Source organism: Phytohalomonas tamaricis (genome assembly GCF_003012345.1).
In the GTDB taxonomy this organism is placed as follows: Bacteria; Pseudomonadota; Gammaproteobacteria; order Pseudomonadales; family Halomonadaceae; genus Phytohalomonas; species Phytohalomonas tamaricis.
In genome coordinates this window covers 394,942-416,883 of the sequence record NZ_PVRV01000020.1, presented here as the reverse complement: position 1 = coordinate 416,883, position 21,942 = coordinate 394,942, and the positions used below count along the sequence as shown (strand labels likewise).

Annotated in this window: 15 protein-coding genes and 1 pseudogene; 9 read left to right on the top strand and 7 right to left on the bottom strand. The window is 57.5% G+C overall.

What is annotated here, in order from left to right:
* Nucleotide 1: 1 nt before the first annotated feature.
* Both C3Z11_RS07410 and C3Z11_RS07405 read right to left on the bottom strand, forming a co-directional pair.
* Nucleotides 2-1,954, bottom strand: coding sequence for an exoribonuclease II (locus C3Z11_RS07410; RefSeq protein ID WP_106477303.1), 1,953 nt, complete (start codon nucleotides 1,952-1,954; stop codon nucleotides 2-4).
* Nucleotides 1,955-2,090: 136 nt separating this feature from the next.
* On the bottom strand, nucleotides 2,091-2,717 hold the full coding sequence (locus C3Z11_RS07405; RefSeq protein WP_106477302.1) for an SDR family oxidoreductase: 627 nt from the start codon (nucleotides 2,715-2,717) through the stop codon (nucleotides 2,091-2,093).
* Nucleotides 2,718-2,924: 207 nt separating this feature from the next.
* On the opposite strand from C3Z11_RS07405, the gene nagA reads away from it, so the two are divergent.
* Genes nagA through C3Z11_RS07380 form a run of 5 tightly spaced genes read left to right on the top strand, consistent with a single transcriptional unit; the run spans nucleotide 2,925 to nucleotide 10,311 of the window.
* Nucleotides 2,925-4,049 (top strand): N-acetylglucosamine-6-phosphate deacetylase, encoded by a 1,125-nt coding sequence (nagA, locus tag C3Z11_RS07400; protein ID WP_106477301.1) that lies wholly within the window; start codon nucleotides 2,925-2,927, stop codon nucleotides 4,047-4,049.
* Complete coding sequence (locus C3Z11_RS07395) at nucleotides 4,046-5,068, top strand: SIS domain-containing protein (protein WP_106477300.1); 1,023 nt, start codon at nucleotides 4,046-4,048, stop codon at nucleotides 5,066-5,068. Before nagA ends, C3Z11_RS07395 begins: the two co-directional genes overlap by 4 nt.
* Before the next feature lie 53 nt (nucleotides 5,069-5,121).
* Entirely contained in the window at nucleotides 5,122-7,665 is a 2,544-nt protein-coding gene (gene ptsP / locus C3Z11_RS07390) for a phosphoenolpyruvate--protein phosphotransferase (protein WP_106477299.1), read from the top strand.
* A gap of 25 nt (nucleotides 7,666-7,690) precedes the next feature.
* On the top strand, nucleotides 7,691-9,400 hold the full coding sequence (gene nagE / locus C3Z11_RS07385; RefSeq protein WP_106477298.1) for an N-acetylglucosamine-specific PTS transporter subunit IIBC: 1,710 nt from the start codon (nucleotides 7,691-7,693) through the stop codon (nucleotides 9,398-9,400).
* Nucleotides 9,401-9,435: 35 nt separating this feature from the next.
* Complete coding sequence (locus tag C3Z11_RS07380; RefSeq protein WP_106477297.1) at nucleotides 9,436-10,311, top strand: BadF/BadG/BcrA/BcrD ATPase family protein; 876 nt, start codon at nucleotides 9,436-9,438, stop codon at nucleotides 10,309-10,311.
* A gap of 66 nt (nucleotides 10,312-10,377) precedes the next feature.
* Here C3Z11_RS07380 and C3Z11_RS07375 read toward each other — a convergent pair whose 3' ends face one another.
* Nucleotides 10,378-11,277 carry a YsnF/AvaK domain-containing protein gene (locus tag C3Z11_RS07375; protein ID WP_106477296.1) on the bottom strand — a complete coding sequence of 300 codons (900 nt, stop codon included), beginning with the start codon at nucleotides 11,275-11,277 and terminating at the stop codon, nucleotides 10,378-10,380.
* Nucleotides 11,278-11,326: 49 nt separating this feature from the next.
* Complete coding sequence (locus tag C3Z11_RS07370) at nucleotides 11,327-11,737, bottom strand: DUF2382 domain-containing protein (RefSeq protein WP_106477295.1); 411 nt, start codon at nucleotides 11,735-11,737, stop codon at nucleotides 11,327-11,329.
* A 283-nt stretch (nucleotides 11,738-12,020) separates the two neighbouring features.
* Here C3Z11_RS07370 and C3Z11_RS07365 point away from each other — a divergent pair, with 283 nt between their 5' ends.
* On the top strand, nucleotides 12,021-12,818 hold the full coding sequence (locus C3Z11_RS07365) for a Cof-type HAD-IIB family hydrolase (RefSeq protein WP_106477294.1): 798 nt from the start codon (nucleotides 12,021-12,023) through the stop codon (nucleotides 12,816-12,818).
* Nucleotides 12,819-12,858: 40 nt separating this feature from the next.
* Here C3Z11_RS07365 and C3Z11_RS07360 read toward each other — a convergent pair whose 3' ends face one another.
* From C3Z11_RS07360 to C3Z11_RS07350, 3 genes are all read right to left on the bottom strand, one after another.
* Nucleotides 12,859-13,881: a YcjF family protein gene (locus C3Z11_RS07360; protein WP_106477293.1), complete on the bottom strand. Its 1,023-nt coding sequence runs from the start codon at nucleotides 13,879-13,881 to the stop codon at nucleotides 12,859-12,861.
* Entirely contained in the window at nucleotides 13,878-15,281 is a 1,404-nt protein-coding gene (locus C3Z11_RS07355; RefSeq protein ID WP_106477292.1) for a YcjX family GTP-binding protein, read from the bottom strand. The genes C3Z11_RS07360 and C3Z11_RS07355 overlap by 4 nt, the downstream gene beginning before the upstream one ends.
* 143 nt (nucleotides 15,282-15,424) lie before the next feature.
* Nucleotides 15,425-16,999 (bottom strand): alkaline phosphatase D family protein, encoded by a 1,575-nt coding sequence (locus C3Z11_RS07350; RefSeq protein WP_106477754.1) that lies wholly within the window; start codon nucleotides 16,997-16,999, stop codon nucleotides 15,425-15,427.
* Between the two features lie 271 nt (nucleotides 17,000-17,270).
* Here C3Z11_RS07350 and C3Z11_RS07345 point away from each other — a divergent pair, with 271 nt between their 5' ends.
* The 3 genes and pseudogenes from C3Z11_RS07345 to katE all read left to right on the top strand — a co-directional run bounded on the left by C3Z11_RS07345 (nucleotide 17,271) and on the right by katE (nucleotide 21,715).
* Entirely contained in the window at nucleotides 17,271-17,525 is a 255-nt protein-coding gene (locus C3Z11_RS07345; RefSeq protein WP_106477291.1) for a GlsB/YeaQ/YmgE family stress response membrane protein, read from the top strand.
* 242 nt (nucleotides 17,526-17,767) lie between these two features.
* Nucleotides 17,768-19,234, top strand: coding sequence for a catalase (locus tag C3Z11_RS07340; RefSeq protein ID WP_106477290.1), 1,467 nt, complete (start codon nucleotides 17,768-17,770; stop codon nucleotides 19,232-19,234).
* Between the two features lie 330 nt (nucleotides 19,235-19,564).
* Nucleotides 19,565-21,715 (top strand): annotated as a pseudogene (gene katE / locus C3Z11_RS07335) (catalase HPII).
* The last annotated feature ends 227 nt before the right edge of the window (nucleotides 21,716-21,942 follow it).

The following is a 21,942-nucleotide window of genomic DNA, read 5'->3' as shown; positions in this document are numbered from 1 at the left end:
CTCAATCGGCAGGGCGGGCCACGAGAGAGCGCGTATCTTCTCGCGCTTCCTTGAGAATGACCTTGAACGTATCACCGAGGCGATAGCGTAGTTCATCACCGATGGTCACGAAGCCTTCCTTGTCATCGATCGCGACGGTATTGCGGTCGGCGGCAAGAAGCGAAGCAGGCACAAATGCCGTGGCACCGTTTTCAAGTAGGCGCACCCGCAGCCCGCCACGCTTGATATCGATTATCTCAGCGTCGAAGCTATGGCCGTCTTCTGCCGCTTTGGTCAGATAGCGGACATAGAGCCAGTCTTTAACGTCGCGCTCGGCCATGCGATTCAACCGACGGCGCTCACCCAGATGCTCGGTCAATGTCGTTTCAGCAGCAGCGGAAGGCGTTTCATCTTTCAAGAGCTGCTTGATCAGACGATGGTTGACCATGTCACCGTATTTGCGGATCGGTGATGTCCAGGTGGCATACGCAGGTAGTCCCATGCCGAAATGAGGTCCCGGCTGGGCCGACATGACAGCAAATCCCTGGAAGCGACGTAGACGTGCATCAAGCCAGGCATCATCACGGCTGTCGAGCGTCTGACGGAGCTCGCGCCAAGCAGCGATGTCAGTAAGCTGATCCGGAGTGGCCTCAACTGACTGCGCGGCGAGAAATGCCAATGCCTGCTCAGCCTTCTCCGCTGAAAAGCCCTGATGAACGTTGAATATACCGTGGCCGACCCGAGTTTCTAGCAGTCTGGCGCAGCAAACGTTGGCGGCGATCATCGCCTCCTCAATCATGCGCTGCGAAATGCGACGTGTCTCGGCGCGTACATTCAGAACATTACCGGCTTCGTCGACATCGAAAACATAGTCCGGGCGATCCTTGAACATGATGGCGTGCTGCACACGCCAGGCACTACGCGCTTCGGTCAGCTCAGCCAAAGCTTTGAGCTGCTCTGCACCGCGTTCGAACTCAGGCTGCCAGGCATTGTCACTTTCGACACCTTCCAGCCAGTTCGCCACGTTCTCGTAAGTCAGCCGTGCATGAGAGCGTACGGTGGCGGCGAAGAAGGTGTAATCCTCGATCGTACCATCTGCGGCAATGTCGATCCGGCAGGCCAGTGTTGGGCGATTTTCATTCTCTTTGAGAGAGCAGAGATCATCGGCCAGCGGCTCAGGCAGCATGGTGACGTTCTGTCCCGGCAAGTAGACGGTAAATGCCCGCGTGCGCGCTTCCTGATCGACCGGATCATTCTCGGCCACATAAGCTGTCGGATCGGCAATCGCCACCGTTAGCTGCCAGCCACCGCTTGCACGTGTTTCGATATACAGCGCGTCGTCCATGTCTCGTGTCGAGGCGCTATCGATAGTGAAAAACGGCAGGGCGGTCAGATCTTCACGGCTCAATCCTTCATCGCGCAGCTGCCAGTCGCTACCCGCCTCTGGTGATGCCTGCTCCAGGGCATGGCGAGCCAGAGTGACTTTCCATGGCACGGAAGGATCATCGGTCGCAGCGATGAGTTCATCGATCTGCGTAAAGAAGCCACGATCATCCTGTTTCAGAGGATGACGAATCAGCCGGGCCACCACCCAGTCGCCATGATTCAAGGCATTTTCATCAAGCGTACGCTTGACGCGCGCCTTCAGCACATTGGAAATCGAGGGGTGGTCGGGAATCACGGCAAGACGACCGTCACGCTTTTGTACGCGTGCGATGAAGCGATCAAGGCCCTGCTCGATAAGCGTATCCGGCTCGACCGATTTACGTTCATTATCTTCTTTCAACAAGGCATCGACACGATCCCCGTGGAGGACCAGCTTCATGGCCGGCGGCGGCACAAAATAGGATTGGCCGTCGTCGGTTTCAAGAAAACCGAAACCCTTGTCGGTCGCCTTGATCACGCCCGTGACGCGTGGAGTGCTTTCACGGATCTGTTGCTTGAGCTGAGCGAGCAGCGAGTTGTTCTGGAGCATCTTGAAATATCGGTTGGCGGGGTCGGGGCCCACTATAAGCGGTCAGCCGTGAGCGCGAAAGGGCAAGCATGGTTTTCGCCCTCACAGCATCGATTTTGTTGCGTCAGGTTAGCAAACCTGATGAGAGATAGCGCATTCAGCACAGTGCATCGTTCAGCGGTTCATTGCCATCGAGCAAAACTAACTCTCGGTCTTTAATGTCGCGACGCTGTATCACTGACAGGGCAGCCTTGGCCACATCGGCACGCGAGATTGCATCGCTTGAGGCTGTGTCGCGAGAGGTTGCAATGCGGCCGCTGGCAGACTCATCGGTTAAGCGCCCAGGACGCAGGATGACATAGGGTAGTGTCGATGCGATCAGATGCGTATCAGCGGCATGTTTTGCCGCCAGATAAGGTCGCAGCTTTTCCGGCCCTTCAAGCGGATCGGTATGCAGCGTGCTGATCATCATAAAGCGGGTGACGCCAATTTCTCGGGCAAGATCGATGGCGCGGATGGCACCGTGAAGATCGATCATCAGCGTCTTGTCGAGCCCGGTATGCGGACCCGAACCGGCGGCGAAGAGCACCTGATCACAACCGTAGATAGCATGACGGAAATCGCCTTCCAGGTCGGCAATAACGGTTTCTACACCGAGGGCTTCAAAAAATGACTGCTGTTCCGGGCTGCGAATCATCGCACAGACGGGCACTCCCGCCTCGGCCGCATATTGGCAGAACAAGCGGCCAATCTGGCCGTTGGCGCCGATAACGAGAATCTTCATGACATATTCCTTTTGGCAAACGTAGACATCATACAAGGGATAGCCGAAACATGATGCCGTTGTACAGGGTACCCATAACTCGCCCCGTGGATGTTGCCGATGATGAATTAAACATTACCGATACTACATCGCCTGCTACGATTTCATGGCCGAGTGAACACGATAAAGCATGTTGCGGCGTATGCGCGCTTTACGAAAGAGACTTGCATGAACAGATATGACACCACGCTAAGCGGCAATATTCTGACGCCTGACGGTTGGTTGCGAGGAGAGATCAGTCTTGAAGACGGACGAATTGCCGTCATCGATGGCGAGCCGGTTAACCCTGATGACAATGAGGCGCCGCGCATTCTGCCGGGATTTATTGATCTGCATGTCCACGGCGGGGGCGGGGCCGATGCCATGGAGGGCGGCGATGCGGTAGCGACGCTGGCGCGTACCCATGCTCGCTTTGGTACGACCAGCGTGCTGGCAACGACAATGACCGCGCGGTGCGACGATATTGAGCGTGCGCTATCAGCCATTGCCAGATTGATCGAAAAGCCTCCCGAGCAGGCTGCCGATATCTTCGGTGTTCACCTTGAGGGCCCTTTCATTAATGCCGCAAAACTCGGCGCCCAGCCGCCCCATGCGCGGCCCGGCACGATTGAGGAGATCGAGCACTATATGGGGTTGGCACCCATCAGGTTGGTCACGCTGGCACCTGAACTTGAAGGCCACGATGCGCTTATCCGTCATCTTGTCGCTCGCGATGTGAAGGTGCAACTAGGCCATACCTGCGGCAGTTACGAGGACGGCGTACATGCGCTGGCCTGTGGTGCGAGCGGCTTTACTCATCTTTATAACGCCATGACGGCGTTGAATCATCGCGACCCCGGGATCGTCGGCACGGCATTGGCCCATGCCCGCTACGCTGAAATCATTCCTGATTTGCTGCATGTCGAGGCTGGCGCAGTACTGAGTGCGCTGCGTTGCATTCCGGATCTTTACGGCGTCACCGATGCCACCGCCGCCGCAGGCATGCCGGAAGGGCAATACAAGCTGGGCGAGAATGCCGTCTACAAGCGTGGCGGTGCGGTGCGGCTGTCTGATGGCACTCTGGCTGGCAGCGCACTGACCATGGACCAGGCGCTGCGCAACTTTGTCTCGCTCGGGCTGACGCCAGCCGAGGCGTCACACCGTTTGTCGACCTTGCCGGCTCAATTTATCGGTCTTGAAGATCGCGGCCGGCTGGCAACAGGACTGCGCGCTGATCTGGCGATCTTTTCCCCCAAACTTACGCTTGATGCTGTCTACGTTGCGGGCCAAATCATCAGGAGAAAGCAATCATGACGACCCGTATGCTGGAAGAGGCGATAAGCGCGCCGGCGCGCATCGTTGAGCAGCTTGAACTCAATCGCGAACCCCTTGAGGCGCTTGCTGCTGAACTGCGCCAGGACGCCCCGCGTGGCGTAGTCACCGTGGCGCGTGGCAGCTCCGATCATGCCGCAGGTTACTTCGCCTATTTGTGCATGGCGCGTATGGGGTTGCCCGTCGCATCCTTGCCTCTGTCGTTGACTACGCTTGCGCATACCTCTTGGCGGTTGGAAGGGCAACTGGCCCTGGCAGTCTCGCAGTCGGGCCAAAGTCCTGACCTGATCGACACCCAGCGTGCCCTGAAGCACGGCGGAGCGAGAACGCTGGCAATGGTCAATGCGCCGAAATCACCGTTGGCACAGGTCAGCGACAGAGAAATCGCGCTACGGGCCGGTGAAGAGCGCAGCGTCGCCGCTACCAAGAGCTATCTTGCTACGCTATCGGCCAGCGCACAGCTGGTGGCAGTCTGGAGCCATGACAGCGCGTTGGCACAAGCATTAAATGCATTGCCCGAACAGCTCGAGCGGGCAGCACGCCTTGACTGGTCGCATGCCGTAGCTACGCTTTCGTGCGTTGACAGACTGCTGGTCGTGGGGCGTGGTGCGGGGCTTGCCGTAGCGCAGGAGGCAGCACTCAAGTTCAAGGAAACTTGCATGATTCAGGCCGAGGCCTTCAGTGCGGCTGAAATCAAACATGGGCCGATGGCGCTGGTCGACCGCGACTATCCAGTACTGATCTTTGCCCCACCCGGTGCCGAGCAGGCGGGCATGATTGAACTCGCTGAAGAGTTTCGTGCCCGCGGTGCTCATGTGTTGCTGGCGGCGGACAGCAACATCGCCAACCGTGACCTGCCACTGGTCACGGCAGATCACGCTTTGCTCAATCCGCTGTGCGTCATCCAGACGTTTTACGTTATGGTCGATGCGCTGGCGGCAGCGTTGGGACTCGATCCGGATACGCCACGTCACCTTAACAAGGTAACGAGAACACGTTGAGCGGTTGCGAGCCCGAGCGGGTCGTTCGCGATAACAATAACTGGAGTAGATTCATGCCAGCCTCTCATCATCCCCATACGCTATTGACGTTGCTGGCTCCCGTGGGCGGCGTCGTGGTGCCTCTTGCTGAGGTACCCGACCCGGTCTTCGCCGGTGGCTCGTTGGGGCCGGGCATTGCGCTGGATCCACTAGGTGATTGTCTGCTCGCGCCGTGTGCGGGTGAAATCATTCAATACGCACGCACAGCGCATGCTGTGACGCTAAAAAGCGACCAAGGTGCAGAAATCCTGATTCATCTTGGTCTGGATACGGTGGGCTTGAACGGGCAGGGCATTGAGCTGTTGGTCACTGAGGGCCAGCGTGTCGAAGCTGGCGAGCTGTTGTGCCGCTTTGAGCCGGATACGATAGCCTGTCACGCCTCAAGCCTGATCACACCATTAGTGGTAACCAACGGTGACGAGTGGCAACTTGAGATACTTGCCAGCGGGATCGTCGCAGAACAGGCACCGCTACTCACGTTATCGCCACTACGGCACGATGCGGAATCACCAGGGACGGCTGCGGACACGCCTATCCGTGATACGACTGTTCATATAGCGCTGCAGGCGGGGCTACATGCGCGTCCTGCCGCACGCTTGCGTGATATCGCCCGCCGTCATCAGTGCCGCATTATCCTGACCAGAGGCAATGACAGCGCAGACGCGAGTAGTTTGACCGCATTGCTGGGGTTAGGGGTTTCACTGGGCGATAGGGTTGCACTACGCGTTGAGGGCCAGCGGGCGGATGACGCGCAGCGTGAGGCGGTAGCCCTGCTTGAAACGCCGGAAGCAAGTGATCCAGACGCTACAACTGCTCAGGACGTGCTGGAAGCACAGACGTTAGACAGTGAACATCTTCTGTCAGGTCTTGTGGCCAGCCCTGGACTCGTTATCGGCCGGTTGGTGCGCTATGTGCCAGCCTTGCCAGAGATAATACACGATGGCGACGATATTCCTGCGGAGCAGGAAAAGTTAAATATTGCTGTTGCTGCCCTCGGCGCGGAGCTAAGGCACGCGATGGAAGAGGCGCGCAATAATGGCCAAAGCGATGAGGCGGGCATCTTCGAGGCGCATCTGGCCTGGCTCGATGACCCAGCACTGCGTGACCGTGCCGTTGAATATATCACCCAAGGGCGCAGCGCCGGCTTCGCCTGGCGCGAGGCGCTACAAAGTGACATTGATACGTTGGCCAGCTCGAAAAGTGCCCTACTGTCCGAGCGTGCCGCCGACTTGCGTGATTTACAAAGACGCGTGCTGCTAAAACTTAGCGATACGGGCGTGATGCCAATCAACTTCCCGGCAGGTGCCATTGCGGTCGCCGAGGACCTGACGCCTTCCGAACTAGTAGCACTGGCCGATGCGCATCCCGCTGGGCTCTGCCTGATGGCGGGAGGAACGACTTCTCATGTAGCCATCCTTGCCCGCGCTCGCGGGCTGCCTTGCCTGGTGGCGATGGGCGAGGCGCTGCTGAAAGTGCAGCCGGAGAGTAATGTTATTCTCGACGCGCAGCGCGGCGTGCTGGAGCTGGCGCCGGATGCGCAGCGCTGCCAGCAGGTCGAAATCCAGGTCGAACACGAGCGGCAGCGTGCCGCTGACGAGTTGGCTTCGGCCCAGGCGGAGGCGGTCACGCGTGATGGCGTGACAATTGAGGTGTGCGCCAACATTGCCTCGAATGAAGAAGCAATATTGGCTTATGCCCAAGGGGCGGACGGCATTGGGCTGCTGCGCAGCGAATTCCTGTTTCTTGACCGAGACGAGGCGCCCAGCGAGGCGCAGCAGCATGAGGACTATCAGGCAACACTGGAAGCAATGGCCGGTAAACCGGTCATTATCCGCACGCTCGATGTTGGCGCAGACAAGGCGCTCGATTATCTGCCGCTACCTGCAGTGGCCAACCCGGCGCTTGGCATTCGGGGCGTGCGGCTGATGGCCGAGCACGGTGAGCTGCTCGACACGCAGCTACGTGCCCTGTTGAACGTTACCCCGATCGAGCAGCTGCGCATCATGGTGCCAATGGTCAGCGACGTGACGGAACTGCGCCGGGTGCGAAGCCGCATGATCGCATTGGCCGAAGCGTTAGGGCTTGAGCGTTTGCCTGAGCTGGGTGTCATGATCGAAGTGCCCTCGGCAGCCCTGTGCGCGGATAGTCTGGCCAATGTGGCCGATTTCTTGTCGATTGGAACCAATGACCTGACCCAGTACACCCTGGCGATGGACCGCGAAGACCCGCAACTTGCCGCCCGCGCGGACGTGCTGCATCCCGGTGTGCTGCGCTTGATCAAACTGACGGTTGAAGGCGCAGCGGGACGTCAGTGCAAGGTGGGAGTATGCGGGGCGGCGGCTGGCGATCCCGAAGCGTGGGCGGCATTAGTGGCGCTTGGTGTGGATGAGCTTTCAGTCGAGCCCAGGCGGGTTCCTTCAATTAAGGCTGCGATTAGGCGCCTCGACCGGGATGCGTTGAGTGCACGAATGGAAGAGTGGATGGCGCTTGAAGATGCCGTTAGGGTGCGGCGCCATCTCAAGCGGTGGCTAAGAGAACACCACGTCAGTGACGTATAAGAACAATCATGAGAGGACAACCTTCATGCGTATGAACGTCATGGGCGGCCTGCAACGGCTTGGCCGCTCTCTGATGCTGCCGATTGCAGTGCTGCCGATTGCCGGTTTGTTGCTGCGGCTCGGCCAGCCCGACCTGCTCGATATCGACTTCATTGCCGCCGCCGGTCAGGCAATTTTCGAAAACCTGGCGCTGATCTTTGCGGTCGGGTTAGCGATAGGGTTTGCTGATGACAGCAACGGCGCGGCCGGGCTGGCCGGTGTCGTCGGCTATCTGGTGCTATCGGCTGTCCTCAAGGCGCTCAATCCGGATATCAACATGGGCGTGCTGGCCGGGATCATCGCCGGCATTGTCGCCGGGCTGTGGTACAACCGCTGCAAGGACATCAAGCTGCCCGACTATCTCGCCTTTTTCGGCGGGCGGCGTTTTGTGCCGATCATTACCGGCTTGACGGCGGTGGCGCTGGGGTGGCTGTTTGGCTGGCTCTGGCCGCCCATCCAGGAGGGCATCGATCAGCTTGGCAAGTGGCTGATTGACTCGGGAGAGCTAGGGTTATTTGTTTATGGTCTGCTTAACCGCTTGCTGATCGTCACTGGCCTGCATCATGTGCTTAACAGTTTCGTGTGGTTCATCTTTGGCAGTTTCGATGGCGCTACGGGGGATCTCAACCGCTTCTTTGCCGGTGATCCCGCGGCGGGCAGCTTCATGGCGGGGTTCTTCCCGGTGATGATGTTCGGCCTGCCGGCGGCGGCGCTGGCGATGTATCATGCCGCGCCGCGTGAGCGTCGCCATCAGGTGGGCGGTATGTTGCTGTCACTGGCGCTTACTGCCTTTCTGACCGGCATCACCGAGCCGATCGAATTTACCTTCATGTTCCTGGCACCGGTACTGTATGCGCTGCATGCGGTGTTGACCGGTATCTCAATGGCGGTAATGGGTTGGCTCGGGGTCAAGCTGGGCTTCACCTTCTCGGCCGGGGCGTTCGATTACGTACTTTCCTATGGGCTATCGACCCGAGGCTGGCTGCTACTGCCGGTCGGAGTGGCTTATGCCATCGTCTATTATGGCGTGTTCCGCTGGACGATCGTTCGCTTTAATCTGCTGACGCCAGGGCGTGAGCCGCTGCAGGCCGAGGATGGTCAGGATGACGCTGCACGGGCTGATCGTGACGGAGACGAGCGCGGATTATCCTTTGTTCGCGCGCTGGGCGGGGCGGACAATTTGAGCGCCGTCGGCGCTTGTACAACACGGCTGCGACTGGTGGTTAACGATATGGCGGCGATTGACGAGCTCGCGCTGAAAAGGCTCGGTTCGCGTGGCGTAATGAGGCTCAAAAATGGCCATTTACAGGTCATTTTAGGGCCGATTGCCGATGGCGTTGCTGACGAGATCCGTGCCGCCGTGGCTGACGCGGGTAACCCATTGCGGTTACCAGCACAAAACAATGACAGCGCTTGTGCCAAGGCTGAGCGGCAAGCCGAAGGGCTCAGCGCAGAGCTGCTTGCAGCGTGGCGTACAGCGCTTGGGGGGAGCGACAATATCCGTGAGGTATCGGCGGTAGCGGCAACGCGGCTTCGAGTTCGCCTTGCTAGCACGGACACTCTCGACAGTACGGGGCTGGAGACACTGGGTGGTGTTGCTTTGCAGCGAGTGGGCAATGATCTGATTCATATCGTGATCGGCGCTAAGGCCGAGCAGATCGCTGCCGGACTGCAGCAAGATAAGTCGTTGAGCTGAAAAGTGACACTGAAGATGTGTGAGGTAAGGCAGACGTGGTAAGCGCAGGTGCTACTGAGCTTGTCATCGGCGTTGATGGCGGCGGGAGCGGGACGAGAGTGATCGTTACCAGCGGCGAACGGTGCGCCGAGCTGCAAGGCGGTCCCTCGGGATTGGGGCTGGGTATTTCTGCTGCATGGCAGACGGTTCTCAAGCTGGCGGCGCAGGGCTGTGCCCGGCTAGGGGTGGCATTCGAGCCGGCGCATTGCCATTTTAGCCTGGGGTTGGCAGGCACCAACCAGGCGCAGTGGAAAGCGGATTTTCTGAATCATGCACCACAGTGCCGAACGCTGCATGTCGAGTCAGATGCTTTTATTACGCTGCTGGGCGCCCACGCTGGACGACCTGGAGCAATCGTTGCATTGGGCACGGGAAGCGTCGGCGAAGCGCTGTATGAGGATGGCCGTCGTGTATCGATTGGCGGCTATGGTTTTCCCGCAGGGGATGAGGCGAGTGGGGCGTGGCTGGGGATGCGCGCAACCCGCCATGTTCAACATGCCCTAGATGGGCGTGCCCAACGCGATGCCTTCAGCGATGCGCTGTGCGCGGCAATGAATATCGACAGTGTCGATGCGCTGGTGGCATGGCTGACTACCGCTAATCAGACGCGCTTTGCTACCCTCGCGCCGGTGGTGTTGGCTCATGCGGCGCATCCTTATGCGAAAGCGTTGTTGCATCAAGCCGGTGAAGATATTGCCCTGATGATCGACGCGCTTGATCCACACGGTGAATTACCCGTCGCGCTATGTGGGGGACTGGCGCAGGCCTTGGCTGTGTACGTGCCTGAAAGCTACTCTCGCCGCTTGGTCAGGCCTCAGCTCAATGCCGTTCAAGGCGCGCTTCTGATGGCGCAGCAAGGAAAGGGGGCATGATAGACCAACGAAAAACCCAGAGCATTGGCTCTGGGTTTTGGTACTGCAACATCATCTAATAATGTCTTAACGATCTGTTTTCTTGGTCGGGTCCAATAAAGGATCGTCAGTGCGAGTACCATCAACGGTGGTATCCGTTTCGTCAATATCAACTTCATGGTGACGAACGTGATCGCTGACGTGTTCAGTGTGCTCACCAACATCCTTACGGATGGCCACTTCTTCACGTACACGAGTATTTTTAGCCACCACCGCTTCTTCGTCCGTTTCTGTCATCTCGACAGTCTTGTCGGTGAAGTCGGCATCTGCAGTAGTTGGGCGATCACCGGTAACAGGACGACGCTCTACGGATATGGACTCATCACGCAGGCGAACATCTTCTTCTACCGGCTGGTCCACCACGAAACGGCGTACACGTGTAGTGCCACGGTTAACGTCGCGCTTACCGACTTTCAGCTCTTCTTCTGCCAAGGGCAGAACTTCTTCATCAGTACTACGCGTTGCATCACGACTGGCTAAGCCTGTCTCTTCGCCAGTGACCATGTTGGTATCATCGACCAGATCCGCAGAAGTGGCTGCACCAACCGTTCCGCCTGCTAACGTACCGCCTGCAGCGGTGCCATAACTACGCTGTGCCGCACGCTCGTCAATATCAATAGGCTCATGCGCTTCAAGAATCTGCTCAATTCTATCCAGTTCGGCTGCCGGTGCCTTCACTGCAACAACAACAGCGCCTTCATCGACACTACGGTCATATTCGCTGGTGTCATGGTCACTTTCCATGCCGAACAGGCGCTGCCAGAAACTGGGCTTGTCATGATGTTCAGTGGAATGGTTGCTTACGTTGCCTTCCTTTGCATGGCGATCAATGGCGCTTGCGGGTACGCCAGAATCTAACAGCTCACGTTCAGCAGCTTTGGCACGTTGTTCTGTTCCGTAAACGGCAATAACGAGTTCTTCATCCATGAGTCTTCTCCTGATTCATTGCGGGCAATAAAAACTTTCCTGTAGGTGCTTACTCAGAGGTAGTCATACCTTCATCGTCGTCACGTGTTACCACGGCGTCCTGCTCTCGCAACGTGACTTCCTCGCGATAGGGCGTAGTGGTTCTGACGCGATGAATATGGACTTCCTCTTTCAGCCGCAGCCTGCGTTCGACAACCAATACCTCTTCCACAACGGGAATAATCGTCGTGTCGCCTTCCTCGCGAATATCGGGTACCGCATCGATATAACGATCCATGGCGACATGCTCTACTTCAATACGCTCCTGCGAGAGCATTTCTTCCACTTGTTGGGTACGTTCATGCGTTACCGTACTTACACGAACCTTGCCAGCAGTAATGTCACGCCGAGAAACTTCAAGCTCTTCCTGAAGCAGCGGTATCGAACGCTCTTTTTCAACATTTCGTGGATCGTCCGACATATCGTGCACCCATAGCTGAATCCATGAATAACCACCAAGCAGAAGCGCATGACAGCGCTAAGCGAACCTACACCCTTCACCCTAGAAGCGTGCGGACAAAGCGCAAAGATTTCCGTGTTATTTAAGGTGTCGATAATTAGAGGAATGTATACGCCGTAAGGGGCTGCTGCGCTTATGCCTGTTGCCCATGCGCCGCTGAGCCAGGCGTGCCATGATCCGCTATTATGGGGAATCACTAGGTGTCCGGCCGAGCTCGGCGCCGTGCAGACTCATCAGGAATCTTATGCAAACATTTCTTATCGCTACTGATCTGGATAACACGCTGCTCAATTCTGAACATGATCTCGATCCACTGACGATCGACACCTTTCGCATGCTGGAGCGGCAAGGGCATCATCTGGCTATTGCCTCAGGGCGCCATTTTCATGACATCGCTGAAATACGGCGCATGCTCGGCGTCAGTGCCCATATCATCAGTACCAACGGTGCCCATCTTTATGCGCCGGATGATCAGGTCATCTTTGAGCGGCATTTGCCAGCCGGTATTGTCAATGCATTGACTAGCCTGGAGGTGCCCAAGGACGTCCGTATCAATCTTTACACCAGTCACACATGGTTAATCGATGCCGACGCGCCGTCACTGCTTGAGTTTCACGCCAGTACCGGGTTTCGCTATGAAGTGACCGATCTACAAGCCTATGACGGTGCTGATGTGGGCAAGGTGTTGTTCATTGGCGCGCCTGCCACGTTGGCCAAGATTGAGCATGAGGTGCGCGCGCGCTTCGCCGAGCATGTTCACGTGACCTATTCATTGCCTGATTCGCTCGAAGTGATGGCGCGTGGTGTCGACAAGGGCCGAGCATTGCAGGCACTGAGTGAGCGATTAGGCATCGAGGCCGACCGCTGCATTGCCTTTGGCGATAACCTCAACGACGTCGAGATGCTGCATTTCGCCGGTCAGGCCTTCATCATGGCAAACGCCCATCCGGACATGCCGCGACAACTACCCGAAGCCATTCAGATCGGCACCAACACCGAGGCAGGCGTAGCGCGTCAGCTACGTGACATGTTCGCGCTTTAGAGCGTGTCGTGTTTTTTGTGAGCGTGGCGGCACGTCCCGCTCACGATGGCTGATCCTTGTCGACCTGCTTCAATTGCTGCCAGAGCTGGCGGCGCAGGTCGCCAATGCGCGGTGCCTCGCTTTCTGAAAAGGGCAAGGGGCGCAGCATCTTCAGCGTGCGCAGGCCGAGCCGGGCGGTAAGTAATCCGCTGCCCAATCCTTGGCCGGCGCGAGTGGAAAGCTTGCCCGCCAAGTTCATCGACAGTAGATCCATGCTTGCTTCCGTTGCAATCTCACTGGCGCCGGCAAAGGCCATATTGGTCAATACGGCACGGAACAGCGCGAGACGGCTGGCGTAGCCCAGCTCAAGGCCGTAGAGCGCGGCGATGCGATCGACGAGGCGCAGGTTACGCCATGCCATCAGCGCCATATCTAGCAGAGTGAGCGGGCTGATCGCGACCATGATGGCTGTCTCGCCCGACATGCGTGTGATCATCTGTCGTGCGCGTGCATCGCGTGGCGCCAGTACATGGTGAGCAAACAGGGTACGCGTCTCGCCGTCGTCATGGTGTTGTTGATGAGCCTTGAGAAATGCCTGCCAGTGCGGATCGTCGTCGCTGAGGCCCATCTGTTTTCGAAGCTGGTCGAGCAACGCGAAGGTATCGCCATCCTGGTCTTCAACCGCCTCTCGCAGGCGGGCGTGACGGCGCAGACGGCGCAGCTTGAACAGCTCGCGGCCCAGCATGGCACCGGCAAGGCCGACGGCGAAAAAGCCAAGTACGCTCCAGGCGCCAGCTAGCCAATCACTGCCGAGCCAGGCCTCTCGAAATGTTTCAACCGCCTGCACCGCGCCGAGCGTCAGGCTGCCACCAAGCAGGGTGAGTAGTCCCCAGCGGCGTTTGCGGGGATGAGCGAGCGCCCGGTCGAGCGCGCTATCCACTTCAGGGGGTGGGGCATCGATCAAGGGTTGGGAGGCTGCCGCCGGTGAGAAACGCAGCTCCGGCGTGATCTCGATATTCTGTTTAGGAAATTCATCGTGGGTCTCATCAAGGGAGAAACGCTGACCGGGGCGAGGGTCGTTCATCGCAGCTTATCTCCCAGCAGCCAGTCCAGTGCTGCGTCCATGCGAATATGAGGAAGGGCGCTACTTGCAGTGAAAGGCGCAGGGCGAAATGAGGTGAAGGTAAAGCCCTGGCGTTGCCAGAAGTCGGCATCCGGTAATTGCTCGGGCACATCACCGGGGAAGAGCAGCACATCTTCGCCGTCTTGCGTTGTGCCTTTCAGAACAGGCTGCTGTTGGTCGGCGTTGCCGGCCACGGTGCGTGCTTCGGTGGCACGAATCGCTGCAAGCGAGAAGGCGCGCACTGGGACATCAGCATAGCGCAAATCCTTGATCGGTTCGGCGAGTAGCGCTTCAACTAGGCTCAGCAGACGCGGATGCTGCTCGGGGGTAACATGGTCGGCCTTGGTAGCAGCAATCGCTAACCGGTCAATGCGCGGGTTGAACAGCCGATTGACCAGGCTGCGACGACCATAGTCGAAGCTCTGCATCAGAGTAGAGAGCGCTAAGCGAAGATCGCCGAATACGTCAGGGCCGGCATTCAAGGCCGAAAGGACATCGACTAGGACGATTTGACGGTCAAAGCGCCGGAAATAATCACGATAAAAAGGGCCGACCACGGTGCGCTTGTAGTGTTCAAAGCGCGCCTCCAGCGTCTTGTAGATGCTCTGTGCTGGCAGTGCCGCGAAGCGCTCGCGGTCGGCATCTCCGAGGTCAGGCAAGGGAAAGAATTGCAGCACCGGAGCGCCCGCCAGTTCACCGGGCAGCAGGAAGCGGCCCGGTTGCACGTAAGTATAGCCCCCCTCGTTGCGCGCCTTGTGCAGCGAACCGGCATAACGTGCAGCAAGCTCGGCGAGCTGTTGCTCATCGGCGTCCATTGTCGGGTCGAGTACTGCCACAGCATCGAGAAAGGGTGCAGCATAATGTTTACGCCGCTCGGTCATCAGCTCGGCCATGCGCTCACACCACTGAAGGTAGTCGAGCTTAAGCAGTGGTAGATCAAGCAACCATTCACCGGGATAGTCGATCAGATCGAGGGTTAACTGGGCTTGTTCACCGAGCAGGTGGCGGCTTCGCGTCCGGCTGCGATAGCGGATTGACAGGCGCAGCTCGCTGATGCCGCGAGTCGCTTCGGGCCAGCGAGGCGGCGCGGATGATAGCGCGGCAATGCCTTCATCATAGGGAAAACGCGGGATCGACAGGTCGGGCTGATTGATGCGCTGCGCGCCGAGAATCCGCCCCTCACGGACAGGTGTCAGCAAATCAAGGCGAGCATCAAGCCCGGCATGACGCAACTGGTTGACCAGCGAGGTTAGAAAGGCCGTCTTGCCCGCTTGGGAAAGCCCGGTTACGGCAAGGCGAACCTGCCGGTCCAGGGTTCTTTCCAGCAGATCGTTTAGATTTTGTGGCAGCGTCAACGCCATGGCGTGCTTCCGTTCGCAGCGGTGGTATTACTCTAGATCAGCCCCGGTAGGCCTGTTTTCAATAGCTCAGCTTGCTATTGGCTATATTGCCGGGGCGATCATGAGCATAGCACGAACGGTAGGCTCACCTCTGCGGGCGAAGCTTAAGCAGACTGGGCGGCGCGTTCTGGTATCAGGTCTTGTCTATAGAGCGCATTGCCATCGCTGTCCTTGAGTGTCACGGTCAGTACCTCGGATTCACCATTGAGATCAACCTGACCGAAGAACTGATAGCCGGCGGCGGGTGAGAGATTTTCCTGACCGGCGGGTGGCGCCTTCTGAAATACGACCTGCGGGCCGAAAGTGTCATCGAGGCCGTTGGGGCCGAAAGTGCCGGCGTTGAGCGGACCACTGACGAATTCCCAGAAGGGCAGAAAATCCTGAAACTGTGCGCGGTCGGGAGAGTAGTGGTGTGCGGCGGTATAGTGCACATCGGCTGTTAGCCACACGACATTACGGATATTGCGGTTGCGAATCTCGCGCAAAAGCCCGGCGATTTCCAGCTCACGGCCCAGGGCCGGGCCGTCACCGTTGGCGATGGCCTCAAAATGCTGCGGCTGGCTCTTGCCATCCGGCACCAGCAGGCCAATAGGCATATCGGCCGCGATGATTTTCCAGGTGGCGGTGCTATCGCTCAAGCTGCGCTTGAGCCACTCGATCTGGGCTGCACCAAGAAAGGCTGTTTCGCTGGATTGCTCGCGTTGCAGGTTGGTGGTGTTGGGGCCACGGTAGCGGCGCATGTCGAGCATGAAGACTTCCATCGAGGGCCCGTAGGGGATGCGCCGGTAGATGCGCTCGGGGTCGTACGGGTCGCGTCGGATCGGCATGTATTCCATGAACGCCTGTCGACCACGGGCGGCAAGCAGGTCAGCGCTTTTGACCGTATAGCGCGCATCGTCGAGCAATTCGCCCGGGTACCAGTTGTTGAGCGTTTCGTGATCGTCCCACTGCACTAGCCATGGCACTTCGGCGTTGAGCGCGCGGAAGTTGGCGTCAAGTAGGTTGTAGGCGTGCTGACCACGATATTCATCCAGCGTTTCGGCCACCTTATGTTTGGCCGGAGTGACAATGTTGTGCCAGGTGGTACCGTCTGGCAGCGCGACGCGCTCTTCTAGCGGGCCGTCAGCGTAGATGGTGTCTCCGCTATGCAGGAAAAAGTCAGGCTGAACGCGGCGCATCGTTTCATAGATGCGCATGCCGCCTCGTGATTCATCAATGCCCCAGCCTTGGCCCACGTTATCGCCGGACCATACAAAGCGTACGTTCCGCTTTGTCTGCGGTGGCAGTCGCAACTGGCCACTCAGTGGGGCGCTGAAGATGCCGGGCTCTTCCAGCGATTCGAAACGAACACGGTAGTGCAGAGGACCATCACCTTGCAGGCGATGGCGCACGTCGAGCTTGCCGGTGAAGTCGCTTGCCTTGAGTACATCGGGGCCGGCTAACGTCAAGGCGCCCTTGAAATCGGGGCGCTCGGCGATGTCGACCCACATTCGCGCTGGACGGTCGGCGCGGCTCCAGAGGATCGCACCGTCGGTACGCATGTCGCCGCTCATCACGCCTTGGGCGGTAATCGGGCGGCGCGACTCGGCGATGACGATTGCCGGGGCTCCCAATAGCGTACCAGCACTCAAGGCGGTACTTGTCCAAAGGGCTCTGTTAAGAAAATTGCGTCGGGTCATGACCACGGCAGCGCATCCTTGCGGTTATTGTATTGCTCAGCACTCTAGCGAGGCTATATGACATTGCGCTGACAGTTCATTGATCCCCTCCTGGGCCTGAACTGTTTCGTACACGTTCTAACAGACAAGATGTTTTTGGGGTTTTACGTTCAAGCTTCTATGCTGAAAGTGACGCAGCGATCAAAGGCTGGGTTAACGGTCATTGCGCAGGGAATGCGAATGGCAAATAAAGGGAATGCGCCCAAACGGCAATGGGAAAAGGAGATAAGCGATGAGCTTTATTTTATGGTTGATTATTGGTGGTCTCGCGGGTTGGATTGCCGGCAAAATCATGCGCGGCGGTGGTTTTGGTGTCATCGGTAACATCATTGTCGGTATCGTTGGCGCAGTGATCGGTGGGGCAATTTTTGGTTTGCTGGGGCTTTCAGCCAACGGCAGCATCATTGGTTCGCTGGTTACGTCCGTGGTGGGGGCGGTCGTGCTGCTCTGGATAGTTTCCCTCATCAAAGGTAAAGGAAAGGTCTAGCGTGCGGTGATGAGCTAAATTTTTGCCGCTAGGCTTGTAAAAACGCCCGCTTCAGAATTCTGAGCGGGCTTTTTTATATTGACAAGCAGGCTCAATATAAAAGCTATGGAATTTTTATTCCTGATTATTTTCTTTAATGAATATCTTCAATAATCCAGATATGACGAACCAATTATTTTTCCTGCTAGAGCCGATATAGAGTGTCGCTCGCCCACGATCAAGGCTTATTAGTAGAGGAAAAAATGGCCGAAATCATTCGTTATACTACCGCTAACGGCGCACCCGTTCCCAACGACAATACCAGCATCACTGCCGGCCAGAATGGCCCGTTAACTTTTGACAACTGGCGCCTGTTCGAGAAGCTCGCCCATTTCAACCGTGAGCAGATCCCTGAGCGTGTCGTGCATGCACGCGGTAGCGCCGCTTTCGGTACCTTTCGTCTGACGCGTGACCTGTCTGATCTGACCATCGCCAAATTTTTGCGTGGTGTAGGCAAGGAAACGCCGGTCGCACTGCGCTTCTCGACAGTGGCGGGCGGCCAGGACTCTGCGGACAATATCCGCGACGTGCGTGGTTTTGCCGTCAAGTTCTATAGCGAAGAAGGCAACTTTGATCTTGTCGGCAATAACACGCCGGTCTTCTTTATTCGCGAGCCGAGCAAGTTCCCCGACTTCATCCATACCCAGAAGAAGGATCCGCGCTCTAATCTGCCCAGCCAGCAGAATCAGTGGGAGTTCTGGGCCAACCACCCGCAGTCCTTCCATCAGGTCACGATCCTCAAGTCCGACCGCGGCATTCCCTACAGCTACCGCACCATGCACGGCTTCGGCTCTCACACGCTGAGCCTGTACAACGACGCGGGCAAGCGGGTATGGGTCAAGTGGCACTTCAAGACCAACCAGGGCATCCGCAACATGACGGCCGAGGAGGCGCAGGCGCTGCCGGCCAACCATCACCAGGCCGATCTGTTCACCCATATCGAGCAGGGCGACTTCCCGAGCTGGACGGTCAAGCTGCAGGTCATGAGCGAGGAAGAGGCGCGCAACTACCATATCAATCCGTTTGATCTGACCAAGATCTGGCCGCACGCCGACTTCCCGCTGCTGGAGATTGGTCAGCTCGAGCTTAACCGCAACCCGGACAACTATTTCGCCGAAGTCGAACAGCTGGCCTTCAGCCCGTCCAACTTCGTGCCGGGCGTCAGCGCCTCGCCAGACAAGGTCCTGCAGTCACGCCTGTGGTCCTATGCCGACGCGCATCGCTATCGCTTGACCGTCAACTACCAGCAGATTCCGGTCAACCAGCCGAAGTGCCCGGTTAACAACTATCAGCGTGATGGTTTCATGGCCGGTACGCAGCTCGGTGGTGGACAGGGTGGTCAGTATTCACCGACCAACTTCTACCCCAACGACCGTATCGAGCAGGGCGCACCTGCACCCGATGCCAGCGTTATTGAACCACCGATGCCGCTTGAGCAGGACGCTTGGGTTGGCTATTACGACAACGCCGAAGAAGACAACTTCTCACAGGCTGGCAACCTCTACCGGTTGTTCGATGAAGGTGAGCGTGATCGCCTCACCAGCACCATCGCCGCCGACCTGAGCGAGGTGAACGAGAGCGTGCGTCAGCGCATCATCGCCCAGTGCTATGCCGCAGATCGTGATTATGGCGAGCGCGTCGAGACCAAGCTCAAGGCGTTGACTGCCTGATTAGGCAATCCTGATAAGGCAATAAGAAGGGAATAAAACAGGCGGAATTGACCATCCGCCTTGTTTGGAAAATAGAAGCCGCCGGGTAAATACTCGGCGGCTTTTTTATGTGCAGAAGAAACTAGGGGAATTGCAAGAACCGAAACGGAGTGTCTACCTTAAACAAATGATAAGAAATCATCATACAAGTGATGTTAGAGCATCATCACGCATTGGGGTGAAGCGAAGTTGCCATGACGTTTAGAAGAATACCGCACGGATAGCGCTGACTAAGGCCGGGGACTAGCGGCGCTGAACGAGCCACATAATATAAATCAAGGAGTACGATCAATGGCAGATAAGCCCATCACTCCATCCAACCGTGATGAAGCGCACGACACAGAGTTCAAGACCAACGAAAATAGCAAGGTAGACGGGCTCGACAAGTACCGCAGTGATGCTACCGGCCATGACTTGCGCACTAACCAGGGCGTGCGTATTGCTGATAACCAGAACTCGCTTAAGTCCGGCGCGCGCGGCCCGACGTTGCTGGAAGATTTCATCCTGCGCGAGAAGATCAACCACTTCGACCACTAACGCATCCCTGAGCGCGTCGTCCATGCCCGTGGTTCCGGCGCACACGGCTATTTCCAGCCTTACGAGAACGCGGCGCAATACTCCAAGGCTGGACTATTCCAGGATCCCAACAAGAAGACGCCGACCTTCGTGCGTTTTTCCACTGTTCAGGGGCCGCGCGGCTCCAACGATACAGTGCGCGATGTACGTGGCTTCGCGACCAAGTTCTATACCGACGAAGGCAACTGGGATCTGGTCGGCAATAATATACCGGTATTTTTCATTCAGGATGCGATCAAGTTTCCCGACTTCGTTCACGCGGTAAAGCCTGAGCCGCACAACGAGATACCGCAGGGGCAGTCGGCCCACGACACCTTCTGGGACTTCGTGTCTCTGGTGCCTGAGACGGCCCACACTGTGCTTTGGACCATGTCCGATCGTGCTTTTCCGCGCAGTTATCGTTCGATGGAAGGCTTCGGCATCCACTCCTTTCGTCTGATCGATCGGGAGGGCAAGTCGCGCTTCGTCAAGTTCCATTGGAAACCGGTCAGCGGCACCTTCTCATTGCTGTGGGACGAGGCACACAAGCTGTGGGCGGACCCCGACTATCACCGCCGTGACTTATGGGAGGCGATTGAGAAAGGCGATTACCCTGAGTTTGAGTTCGGCATTCAGGTCATCGAGGAGGAAGACGAGCACAGCTTTGATTTCGACATTCTCGACCCGACCAAGATCATTCCCGAGGAAATGGTGCCGGTCATTCCCATCGGCAAGATGGTGCTCAACCGCAATCCGGATAACTTCTTCGCCGAGACCGAGCAAGTAGCGTTCTGTCCGGCCCACATCGTGCCGGGTATCGATTTCTCCAACGATCCGCTGCTGCAGGGACGCCTGTTTTCCTACAACGATACCCAGATGTCACGTCTTGGCGGGCCCAACTTCCACGAAATTCCCATTAATCAGCCCGTCTGCCCGACTCACAACAACCAGCGCGATGCGCTTCATCGCCAGACGATCAACACTGGGCAGGCGTCTTATGAACCCAACTCGATCGACGGTGGTTGGCCGCGTGAAACGCCGCCTGGGCCGGAAAATGGCGGGTTTGAATCCCATTACGAGCGGGTAGATGCCCACAAGGTACGCGCACGCAGCGATTCCTTTGCCGATCATTTTTCCCAAGCGACCCTGTTCTGGAATAGCCAGACCGATGTAGAGAAAGAACATATTATCGAGGCCTACAGCTTCGAGCTTTCCAAGGTCAAGCGGCCGTGGATTCGTGAGCGGGTGATCAAGGAAATCCTGCCCAATATCGATCTTGAACTGGCGCGTCGGGTAGGCGAGAACCACGGCATCGAGGCACCGACGCAGCCTACAGCGACGCCGGCTCAGCTTGGCAAGAGTTCATGCCAGGACTCGCCAGCGCTGAGTTTGATCCGTGCGCGTAAGCCCAAAGGTATCAAGTCGCGCAAGGTAGCGATTCTGATCGCCGACGGCGTTGATGGTGAGCAGGTCGAGGCGCTGCAGCGCAAGCTCAAGGACGAAGGTGCCGAGGGTATATTGATTGCGCCAAAAATGGCGCCGATCAAGACACTGAATGGCACAACATTAACGCCCGATGAACTGTTGAGTGGTCAGCCTTCGGTAGCGATGGATGCCGTTTTCGTCCCGGGCGGTCCTGATAGCGTTAGAGCGCTCTCTGCCGCTGGGCTCGGGCGTCACTATGTCCAAGAGGCTTATATGCACCTCAAGGTAATTGCTACCTTGGGAGAAGGACGCCAGCTCCTGGCCGATGCTGGTCTGCCGACAACAGAGGAAGGGATACTTAACGGGGCTTCTGCGGACGATATCTTTAGCGAATTCGTCGAGGCGTTGTCTCAGCATCGCATCTGGTCACGTGAAGCTCAGGCGGCAAGCATATCTGCCTGATTGATATAGGTCAGTAGAACGAACCCCGGCTATCAGCCGGGGTTTTTGCGTTTATAGGGGATTGGATGAGATAGCCTTTATTGCGAGTAACGGCGCAATCGGAGTGGACGAAAAGACATCATCTAAGTATGTTGCAACCTCAATGCCATGATCCACATAGGATGTTGGCTGAGCGGCAACACTGAAGGATATCCATTATTCGGGCATATGCCTTTTAGGCTGTTCCG

What these genes read in the sequence shown, in the direction of transcription:
- C3Z11_RS07375 (WP_106477296.1), bottom strand. Translation starts at nt 11,277, where the DNA reads ATGGATGAAGAACTCGTTATTGCCGTTTACGGAACAGAACAACGTGCC.
- C3Z11_RS07350 (WP_106477754.1), bottom strand. Translation starts at nt 16,999, where the DNA reads ATGACCCGACGCAATTTTCTTAACAGAGCCCTTTGGACAAGTACCGCC.
- C3Z11_RS07410 (WP_106477303.1), bottom strand. Translation starts at nt 1,954, where the DNA reads ATGCTCCAGAACAACTCGCTGCTCGCTCAGCTCAAGCAACAGATCCGT.
- C3Z11_RS07355 (WP_106477292.1), bottom strand. Translation starts at nt 15,281, where the DNA reads ATGGCGTTGACGCTGCCACAAAATCTAAACGATCTGCTGGAAAGAACC.
- C3Z11_RS07340 (WP_106477290.1), top strand. Translation starts at nt 17,768, where the DNA reads ATGGCCGAAATCATTCGTTATACTACCGCTAACGGCGCACCCGTTCCC.
- C3Z11_RS07405 (WP_106477302.1), bottom strand. Translation starts at nt 2,717, where the DNA reads ATGAAGATTCTCGTTATCGGCGCCAACGGCCAGATTGGCCGCTTGTTC.
- C3Z11_RS07345 (WP_106477291.1), top strand. Translation starts at nt 17,271, where the DNA reads ATGAGCTTTATTTTATGGTTGATTATTGGTGGTCTCGCGGGTTGGATT.
- C3Z11_RS07360 (WP_106477293.1), bottom strand. Translation starts at nt 13,881, where the DNA reads ATGAACGACCCTCGCCCCGGTCAGCGTTTCTCCCTTGATGAGACCCAC.
- ptsP (WP_106477299.1), top strand. Translation starts at nt 5,122, where the DNA reads ATGCCAGCCTCTCATCATCCCCATACGCTATTGACGTTGCTGGCTCCC.
- C3Z11_RS07395 (WP_106477300.1), top strand. Translation starts at nt 4,046, where the DNA reads ATGACGACCCGTATGCTGGAAGAGGCGATAAGCGCGCCGGCGCGCATC.
- nagA (WP_106477301.1), top strand. Translation starts at nt 2,925, where the DNA reads ATGAACAGATATGACACCACGCTAAGCGGCAATATTCTGACGCCTGAC.
- C3Z11_RS07370 (WP_106477295.1), bottom strand. Translation starts at nt 11,737, where the DNA reads ATGTCGGACGATCCACGAAATGTTGAAAAAGAGCGTTCGATACCGCTG.
- nagE (WP_106477298.1), top strand. Translation starts at nt 7,691, where the DNA reads ATGCGTATGAACGTCATGGGCGGCCTGCAACGGCTTGGCCGCTCTCTG.
- C3Z11_RS07365 (WP_106477294.1), top strand. Translation starts at nt 12,021, where the DNA reads ATGCAAACATTTCTTATCGCTACTGATCTGGATAACACGCTGCTCAAT.